Source organism: Clostridium malenominatum (assembly GCF_039521365.1).
GTDB lineage: Bacteria > Bacillota > Clostridia > Clostridiales > Clostridiaceae > Clostridium_AW > Clostridium_AW malenominatum.
Genome location: NZ_BAAACF010000003.1, coordinates 503,403 through 510,266 on the forward strand (window position 1 = coordinate 503,403; position 6,864 = coordinate 510,266).

At 28.5% G+C, this 6,864-nt stretch carries 9 protein-coding genes and 1 tRNA gene; 2 read left to right on the top strand and 8 right to left on the bottom strand.

Annotated features, from left to right (window positions below; genetic code table 11):
* Positions 1-13: 13 nt before the first annotated feature.
* Genes ABDZ69_RS14250 through ABDZ69_RS14265 form a run of 4 tightly spaced genes read right to left on the bottom strand, consistent with a single transcriptional unit; the run spans position 14 to position 2,708 of the window.
* Entirely contained in the window at positions 14-343 is a 330-nt protein-coding gene (locus ABDZ69_RS14250) for a cyclic-di-AMP receptor (protein WP_343770651.1), read from the bottom strand.
* A 47-nt stretch (positions 344-390) separates the two neighbouring features.
* A complete protein-coding gene (locus ABDZ69_RS14255) occupies positions 391-1,068 on the bottom strand; it encodes a dTMP kinase (RefSeq protein WP_343770652.1) in 678 nt (225 codons plus the stop codon).
* Between the two features lie 18 nt (positions 1,069-1,086).
* Positions 1,087-2,517, bottom strand: a complete 1,431-nt coding sequence (locus ABDZ69_RS14260) for an aminotransferase class I/II-fold pyridoxal phosphate-dependent enzyme (protein ID WP_343770653.1) — start codon at positions 2,515-2,517, stop codon at positions 1,087-1,089.
* Positions 2,496-2,708, bottom strand: a complete 213-nt coding sequence (locus ABDZ69_RS14265; RefSeq protein ID WP_343770654.1) for a sigma factor G inhibitor Gin — start codon at positions 2,706-2,708, stop codon at positions 2,496-2,498. Before ABDZ69_RS14265 ends, ABDZ69_RS14260 begins: the two co-directional genes overlap by 22 nt.
* A 147-nt stretch (positions 2,709-2,855) precedes the next feature.
* Between ABDZ69_RS14265 and ABDZ69_RS14270 the strand changes: the two genes are divergently transcribed.
* Complete coding sequence (locus ABDZ69_RS14270) at positions 2,856-4,019, top strand: zinc-binding metallopeptidase family protein (RefSeq protein WP_343770656.1); 1,164 nt, start codon at positions 2,856-2,858, stop codon at positions 4,017-4,019.
* A gap of 3 nt (positions 4,020-4,022) precedes the next feature.
* Here the strand turns inward: ABDZ69_RS14270 and ABDZ69_RS14275 are convergent, their stop codons facing one another.
* Positions 4,023-4,502: a hypothetical protein gene (locus ABDZ69_RS14275; RefSeq protein ID WP_343770657.1), complete on the bottom strand. Its 480-nt coding sequence runs from the start codon at positions 4,500-4,502 to the stop codon at positions 4,023-4,025.
* Between the two features lie 287 nt (positions 4,503-4,789).
* Here ABDZ69_RS14275 and ABDZ69_RS14280 point away from each other — a divergent pair, with 287 nt between their 5' ends.
* On the top strand, positions 4,790-5,740 hold the full coding sequence (locus ABDZ69_RS14280; protein ID WP_343770659.1) for a magnesium transporter CorA family protein: 951 nt from the start codon (positions 4,790-4,792) through the stop codon (positions 5,738-5,740).
* 55 nt (positions 5,741-5,795) lie between these two features.
* Here the strand turns inward: ABDZ69_RS14280 and ABDZ69_RS14285 are convergent.
* From ABDZ69_RS14285 to ABDZ69_RS14295, 3 genes are all read right to left on the bottom strand, one after another.
* Positions 5,796-5,869, bottom strand: a tRNA-Cys gene (locus ABDZ69_RS14285).
* A 69-nt stretch (positions 5,870-5,938) separates the two neighbouring features.
* Entirely contained in the window at positions 5,939-6,676 is a 738-nt protein-coding gene (locus ABDZ69_RS14290) for an NAD-dependent protein deacylase (RefSeq protein WP_343770661.1), read from the bottom strand.
* Positions 6,669-6,864: hypothetical protein (locus ABDZ69_RS14295; protein WP_343770662.1), on the bottom strand; the 196-nt coding region annotated here is incomplete at its 5' end. The genes ABDZ69_RS14295 and ABDZ69_RS14290, both read right to left, overlap by 8 nt.

Sequence of the window (6,864 nt, forward strand, 5' to 3'; positions counted from 1 at the left end):
GGTTAATCCTCCATTATATTTTAACAAATTTATCTACATCTATTACAAATATAGTAGCTCCCCCTACCTTTACTTCTATAGGGTAAGGAACATATACCCCAGTAGATCCTGCCACTGGTGAAGGTGCTGTCATAATTTGATTTCTAGTTTTACATACCTCTTCAATTTGCCCTATTACCTCATCTATCTTATCCTCTTCTACTCCTATCATAAGTGTAGTGTTACCTGATTTTAAAAATCCACCTGTAGTTGCCAGTTTTGTAACTCTAAAGTTCTTTTCTGTCAACAAATCTATTAAATCATTTGCGTCATCATCTTGAACAACTGCAATTATAAGTTTCATAAAACACAACCTCCTAATAATAATATACATTTATATTTTATCATAAATTAAAAGCTTTTAGTTACTGCATTATATATTTCTTCATGTATTTCATCAATAGTCTTAATTTTTTTATCTTTTATACAATCAATTTTATACCAATTATACTTATTGGCAATTTCGCAAGCATTATTATAGGAGTAAGTTAAATACTCTTCATCCTTTTCATGTATATCTTTTTCTTTTTCCCCAGTAAATTTATTATTTCTATTCATCATTAATTCTCTACTATATTGAGGAGGCATATCTAAAAAAATTACTTTATGTGGTATAGGAAGTCCCATTAATTTAAATTCTAATTCCCATAGCCAATCCAAGTATTTATGCTTTTCTTCTTTATCTGTTATTTTAGCTCCTTGATGAACCATATTTGAAGTAGTATATCTATCAGCAAGTATTATTCCTCCGCTATTATAAAAGCTTTCCCATTCTTTCTTATAGGATGCATATCTATCTACTGCATAAAAAGTAGACGCAGCATATGGATTTACATCCTCTGCTTTATCTCCGAATTCACCCTTTAAATACATCTTTATTAAAGCCGAAGAATCACTATTATAATTGGGATATTCTATCTTCATAGTATTATATTTTTCTTTGATTAATCTTTCATAAAGTTTTTTAGTTTGAGTAGCTTTCCCGCTACCATCACAAGCTTCCAATACAATTAACTTTCCCTTTTCCATATCATAACCTCTTCCATGTTAGTTATTTGTAATTACAATTATCTCATCTTCATGTAGTCCTATAATATCCAATCCTTGTTTTTTATAATATTTTATCATATTTATTACTTCTTTATCTATTACTTCTCCCATCATAATTAACGGAACCCCTGGTGGATAAGGAGTTATATTTTCTCCGCATATTTGCCCTTCCCCCTGCCACAACTTTATTTTTTTCTTCTTCATATTTAGAGCTTCATGTGGGGAAATAGCTCCTTTAGGAGATGTATATTTTATTAAATCTACGTTATCACCTTTAAATCTTTCTAAATTACATTCCATCAAAACTTTATAAAGGTATTCAAATTCTTCTTCTTTATTAAAAGGTGAAAATATCAGCACCACATTAAAAGTATCACTCATTTCACACTGTATCTTATTTTCCCTTAGATAATCTAAAAATAGATTTGAATTATATCCTTTTTCTAAATTGATTATGTATCTTGAAGTATCTAAATTATAATTTTTATATCTTTTTCTTACATAACTTTCATCTAAAATTCTTATTCCTTTTATTTCATTAATTTTAGCTCTATATTTTTCTATGATTTCTAGTAGCCTACTGTAGCTTTCTTCCCCAAACTCACTTAAATAATACCTAGCGTAATCCATGGAACATAAAAATAAATAAGAGGGACTTGTACTAGAAAAAGAGCTAAAGTAAAAGTCTACCTTTTCTATATCTTCTTCTCTATTAACATGTAAAAATGCCGTTTGTGTAAAACTTGGTAAAGTTTTATGAGAACTTACTACAACCATATCAGCTCCTAAGTTTACTGCACTTTTAGGTAGCTTAGAGTTTATACCAAAATGAGCTCCATGAGCAGAATCTATTAAAATCTTCATATTATTATCTTTGGCTTCCTTTATAATTGCTTCTAGAGGACAACAAACACCATAGTAGTTTGGATAGGTTATTATTATTCCCTTTGCATCTTTATTTTGTTGTAAACACTGAAAAAAATGCTCCATATCTACGGAAAAAGGAGCATTAACTTCAGTATCTATTATATTTTCAACAAAAATTGGCCTTAACTTTCTCATTATAATACCATTAAATATGGATCTATGGCAATTTCTATCTACTATAACCTTGTCTCCTTCCTCAAAGGAAGAAAAAATCATTATCATATTGCCACTAGTGCTTCCATTCACTAAGAAATACGACTTTTTACTACCATATAGACTGGCTAAAAGATCCTCAGATTCTTTTATTATACCTTCAGCTTTATGAAGATTATCAACACCATTAACTTCGGTGATATCAAAATAAATCAATTTATCTATAAATTCTCGTCCTTCTATAGTAGCAAAAAAACCTTCTCCTCTTTTATGGCCTGGCATTGTAAAGTTTATATTTTTTTCATTAACGTATTTTAAAACCCCTTCTATAAGTGGTAGTTTTGACACCTATTATCCTCTCCTCTTATCATTGGATAAGTTAAATACTTTTTTATACAATTTTTATAATATAGATAAAAGTCTGTATCCATTCTCACATTTATTATTTTATCTTCACAATTTGAGCATATAGCTTTTCCATTTACTATTATACCACGGTTTAGAGGCTTACCACATATAATGCAGCATTGTCTTTTCATAAACTTCCTCCTTAAAATTTCTACAGCTAAATTTTTGCCTCTTACTATATATTTTATTCAATATGTTATATAAAATTATTTTCCTATATAAATATAAAATTTAAACTTTGGTTATAATAATAAAAACTTTGATATGGAGATGGTAAGATGAAGCAGGAAATTATAACTTCTTTAAGTTTACTTGATAAAGAGATATTTAATATCTCAAAATATATATATGACAATCCTGAGAAAAGTTTTCATGAATATAAGTGTTCTAATTATTTAATTAATATACTAAAAAAATACAATTTTAATGTAATAGAGAACTTTATTAATATGCCTACAGCATTTTATGCCCAGTACGGTAATTCTCATCCTAAGATATGCTTTGTTTGCGAATACGATTCGGCTGATGGATTGGGACATATTACTGGTCATAACTTAATATCTTCAATATCCATAGGAGCCGCTTTATCCCTTATAAAAGCTATAGATAAGATAGGTGGCTCCATTATCGTTATTGGATGCCCTGGCGAATCCATAGGAAGCTCAAAAGTTACCATGGCTAAGCAAGGAGTATTTAAGGATATAGATGTTGTTTTAATGGCTCATCCCGATACTATAACAGCAGAAAGCGGAAGTTCTTCTGCATTAATTCCATTAGAAATAAAATATACAAGCGAAAACGGAGTAAGCTTTAGGCCTATATCCTCTTATTCCGCCCTAGACGCTGGTCTCCTTACATTTAATACAATAAATGCATTATCTAAAGGATTTGACTCCACTACCTCTATAAATGGGATTATAGTTAATGGAGGAACATCTCCTTCTCTACTTCCTTCATCCTGGACAGGAAGATTTTATATACGCGGTGCTCATATGGGTTATATTGAGCAAATTGAAAAAAAAGTTCGTGAATTAGTTAAATTTATTTCTAGCTTCTTAGAAGTTTATGGTGAAGTTTCTCTATATGAATTACCTTATGAAGAACTTATAACTAATAGTACTTTATCTAGAATTTTTTCCCATAATTTGAAGGAGAGTGGATTAATTCAAATAGCTCCTCCTAAACATACTTTATCCTCTCTTAGTTTAGGTAGTGTTAGCCATATAGTACCCTCTATACATCCCTATATATCTATTATAGAAGATGATTCTATAAAATATTCTTCAGCTGAATTTGCTATGGCTACTATTTCACAATTCGCTCATGAAAAAGTTTTAAAGACTGCTCAGGCTTTAGCAGTTACTGCCTTAGATTTAATAAATAAAGAAACATTATTAAATGAAGTAAAATTAGAATTTAATAAAAATATAAAGAAAGAATAGTCTTTAACAAGCTATTCTTTCTTTATTAAAAATGATTTTTTCTACTAAATCTTCACTAGGTTCAAAATAAAACATTCGAAGTTTATTTCCTTCTCTATATAGACAAAAATAAGGCTTCAAGTTAAAAACAGAACATGTATATTTTTTGGTATTAAATATATTCTTTTGAGGAACTAATAGATTTTCTTGTCCAACATTTTGAATATCTCTTAACTTTATATTTTCTACTACTCTATCTTCTTTAGCGTTAATTTTATGAATTATAAACTCATCTGCTATTATAGAGTAAGTATATTTAACTCTACAACACTTAATTTCATAAAACAAAGTAAAAACTATTAAAGTAGTAGTAGTTACAACCGCTATTGTTTGAAATTCATCCATAATCTCTCTGCCATATAAAGATAATATTAAGATAGAAAATATCTTTAATATAGAAGATAGCTTACTTCTTATTATTGTTTCTTTGTACATATTTCCCATTATAAATTGACCTCCAAAAATATATGCCACAATAAATTGATAACATAGAGATTATACTAGGGTTTCAACATTTTATCCATAGCACTTCTCATTTATAATCAGTCTATAAAAGTGTTTATTCATCGCCAAACAGTATGGTGCAATAAAAGCTTCATCTTTTCTCATTATCTCTATCATTTTTGCTAGTTTTCGCCCTTATTAAAATTTTTATGAAACAAATTTTAATGTACACATATTACTTGTATGATATATAATATAAGTGTTAATTATTGAGAAGGAGGAAATTTATGATATCTATATATAAAACAATAGAATCTTCTAATGGATACACACTAGAAAAAGTAGAAAATATAGAACCTGGATGCTGGATTAACGTAGTGGCTCCCTCTCATCAAGAGTTACTATTTATTTCAAAAAAAACTAATGTTCCTATGGAATTGCTGAGAGCTTCATTAGACGATGAAGAAACTTCTAGAATAGATATGGATGAAGATAATAATATTCTACTTCTATTAGATATACCATTTACAGAAATGGAGGATAACTCTTTAACCTATGACACTTACCCTATTTCTTTAATACATACTGAAGATTTACTTATAACTATTTGTTTAAAAAACAGTAAAATTTTATTAGACTTTACAGATGGTAAAGTGAAGTCATTTTTCACTTTTAAGCGCTCTAGATTTATACTTCAAATACTTCATAGAATTGCAAGCTATTACTTAATTTATTTAAGACAAATTGATAAGAAAAGTGTCATGGTAGAGAAAAGACTACATAAATCCATGAAAAATAAGGAATTAATTCAGCTTCTTTCCTTAGAAAAATCATTAGTTTATTTTTCTACATCTTTAAAATCAAATGAAATAACTTTAGAAAAGATGCTAAAACTAGAAATAATGCAGAAATATCCTGAAGATCAAAATATTTTAGAAGATGTTATTATAGAAAATAAACAAGCAATCGAAATGGCTAATATTTATAGCAATATACTAAGTGGAACTATGGATGCCTTTGCATCAGTAATTTCAAATAATTTGAATATAGTTATGAAATTTTTAGCTTCTGTTACTATTATAATGTCCATACCTAATATGATTTCTGGAATGTTTGGTATGAATGTAAATGCAATACCATTTTCTGATTCACCTTTTGGCTTTTGGATAGTACTAGGCTTAATTGTAGGTACATCTGTGCTTACCACTATAATCTTAAATAAGAAAGATATGTTTTAATTAAATATTTAAATAAAAACTAAAGCACCCAATCAAAGATTGAGTGCTTTCATTTTGGAGGCGCCACCCAGATTTGAACTGGGGATAAAGGTTTTGCAGACCTCTGCCTTACCACTTGGCTATAGCGCCATTTAAAATACTTATTAAGTATATCATTAAAATATTGTCTTGTCAATAAGATTTTAATGATATATTTTTCTATAGTTCTTTAACTATTTCTCCCAAAACTTCACCTATACTTTCATTTATGATTAAATATGCATTACCATCATAAGAAGTTGAAGACTTATTTATAAGTATTAATTTCTTTCCCTTATAATAATGAATTAAATTAGCTGCAGGATATACTACTAAGGATGTTCCTCCTACTATTAGTACATCAGCATTTTCTATATAATAAATGGCTTGATTTATTACATCATTTTTCAAAGGTTCTTCATAGAGAACAACATCAGGTTTTACAACTCCACTACACTCCTCACACCTTGGAACTTCTTCCTTAGTATTTAATATATAGTTTAGGTCGTAAAATTCCTTACATTCTATACAATAGTTTCTATGAACACTGCCATGTAGCTCTAAGACTTTAGTTGAACCAGCTTTCTGATGAAGCCCATCAATATTCTGTGTTATCACAGCTTTTAACTTTCCCATTTCTTCTAATTTAGCTAGAGCATAATGAGCTGCATTAGGATTAGCATCTTTATATATCATTTTATTTTTGTAAAAATCATAAAAATCCTCTGTATTTTTTATAAAAAAAGTATGACTTAACATAATCTCTGGTGGATAAGAATAATTATTTTTTGCTTCATATAAACCTTTCTCTGATCTAAAATCTGGTATATTACTTTCTGTTGAAACTCCAGCTCCTCCAAAAAAAACAATATTTGAACTACTTTTTATAATGTCTTTAAGTTTTTCTTTTTTATTCATAAAATTTAACCACCTTATTTTTTAATTTATATGAACATTTTACTTTAATTTTATCATATACCATATAAGGAAATAAACCAAGAACATAAAAAAGCAGAAGATATATCTTCTGCTTTTTTATATTAACCTGGCGACGACCTACTTTCCCACAAGGCTGCCCTTGTAGTATCATCGGCGCTATGAAGCTT

What these genes read in the sequence shown, in the direction of transcription:
- ABDZ69_RS14250 (WP_343770651.1), bottom strand. Translation starts at nt 343, where the DNA reads ATGAAACTTATAATTGCAGTTGTTCAAGATGATGACGCAAATGATTTA.
- ABDZ69_RS14280 (WP_343770659.1), top strand. Translation starts at nt 4,790, where the DNA reads ATGATATCTATATATAAAACAATAGAATCTTCTAATGGATACACACTA.
- ABDZ69_RS14290 (WP_343770661.1), bottom strand. Translation starts at nt 6,676, where the DNA reads ATGAATAAAAAAGAAAAACTTAAAGACATTATAAAAAGTAGTTCAAAT.
- ABDZ69_RS14265 (WP_343770654.1), bottom strand. Translation starts at nt 2,708, where the DNA reads ATGAAAAGACAATGCTGCATTATATGTGGTAAGCCTCTAAACCGTGGT.
- ABDZ69_RS14270 (WP_343770656.1), top strand. Translation starts at nt 2,856, where the DNA reads ATGAAGCAGGAAATTATAACTTCTTTAAGTTTACTTGATAAAGAGATA.
- ABDZ69_RS14275 (WP_343770657.1), bottom strand. Translation starts at nt 4,502, where the DNA reads ATGGGAAATATGTACAAAGAAACAATAATAAGAAGTAAGCTATCTTCT.
- ABDZ69_RS14255 (WP_343770652.1), bottom strand. Translation starts at nt 1,068, where the DNA reads ATGGAAAAGGGAAAGTTAATTGTATTGGAAGCTTGTGATGGTAGCGGG.